Annotated in this window: 2 protein-coding genes; one reads left to right on the top strand and one right to left on the bottom strand. The window is 64.5% G+C overall.

Features of this window, described 5'->3' with window-relative positions:
• A partial coding sequence (locus AD89_RS0117170; protein ID WP_025780824.1) for a peptidylprolyl isomerase occupies positions 1-246 on the bottom strand: 246 nt, incomplete at its 3' end.
• 176 nt (positions 247-422) lie between these two features.
• On the opposite strand from AD89_RS0117170, the gene AD89_RS0117160 reads away from it, so the two are divergent.
• Positions 423-1,163, top strand: a complete 741-nt coding sequence (locus AD89_RS0117160) for a hypothetical protein (RefSeq protein WP_025780822.1) — start codon at positions 423-425, stop codon at positions 1,161-1,163.
• Positions 1,164-1,185 lie beyond the last annotated feature (22 nt).

Genomic DNA, 1,185 nt, shown 5'->3' with positions numbered 1-1,185 from the left:
GGTGCCGGTGCCCAGCGGGCAGCCGCCCTGGATCATGAAGTTCGAGATGATGCGGTGGAAGCCGAGCCCGTCGAAGAAGGGGCGCTTGGTCGGCTCGCCGGTCGAAGGATCGGTGAACTCACGCTCCCCCTGGGCCAGTTCGACGAAGTTGGCCACGGTCTTCGGGGCATGGTGGCCGAAGAGGTCGAGGGTGATGTCACCGTGGTTGGTGTGCAGGACTGCGGTATGCGTTGAGGCTGTAGTCATGACTTCATTCTTCCACGCCGAGGCGGTGAATGCAGTTTCGCACCAGGTCCGTTGCCCAACCTGTCAGGCGATCCGCAGACAATTCGATGACATCCGCTGTCCCCAGGTTTGCCCCGAGGCCGTAGACTGGTCGGTGATCACCTTGACCACCGACATCTAAGGATTGGGAACAGTTTATGTCGAAGAAGCCCACTCGAGATCAGCTCACTTCGAAGCTCGATTCCGCGAAGCAGACGTCCCTCCGAGTCCTGGCAGATGCCAGCGAGACCGCAGCCCCGAAGCTGCGTGAGGCCGCCGACAAGGCCCGCCCCCAGGTCGAGGCACTGGCAGGCAAGGCCGAAGAGTTCGCCGAGAAGGCACGTCCGCAAGTCGAAGCTCTGGCCGACAAGGCCAATGATCAGGTCCACAACTGGGCCGACAAGCTCGAGTCCTACCGTCCCGAAGCGACCGAACGCGCCGGCAAGTTCGCGTCGAATGCCGCGACTTCACTGTCCGCTGCCGAGACCCCGAAGCTCATCGATGACCTGGCTGTCCGCCTCACCGGGGACAAGAAGGCCATGAAGAAGGCTCGCAAGGCCCTCGCCAACGCCGGCAAGCGCATCGAGAAGGACACCACTCGCAAGTCCGGCGGCGGAAAGGCCGCACTCGTGTGGACTCTCGTCATCGGTTCGGCCGCCGGAATCGGCTACTACGTGTGGAAGAAGGCCCAGCCGGTCGAAGATCCCTGGTCGACCCCGCTGCCGAACAACCGTCCCGCCGATGCCCGTCCGGTCGGTTCGACCCCGGCTTCGCGTCAGGCCGCCGCCACCGAGGTCTCGCAGACCGCCGTGCCGTCGACCAAGGCCGAGGCCGCGGACGAGGTTCCCGCTCCGAAGCCGGCTTCGAAATCAGCTGAAGGCTCCGACGCCAAGCACTGAGTCACGACCGTCACCGAGGCGG

Origin of the sequence: Brevibacterium sp. VCM10, from assembly GCF_000583215.1 — a bacterium.
Lineage (GTDB): Bacteria > Actinomycetota > Actinomycetes > Actinomycetales > Brevibacteriaceae > Brevibacterium > Brevibacterium linens.
Note: the sequence above shows the minus strand (reverse complement) of the source record. Positions and strands in the feature narration are given on the sequence as shown.

Bases quoted from the DNA above. Each gene is read 5' to 3' on its own strand.
- AD89_RS0117160 (WP_025780822.1), top strand. From the start codon at position 423: ATGTCGAAGAAGCCCACTCGAGATCAGCTCACTTCGAAGCTCGATTCC.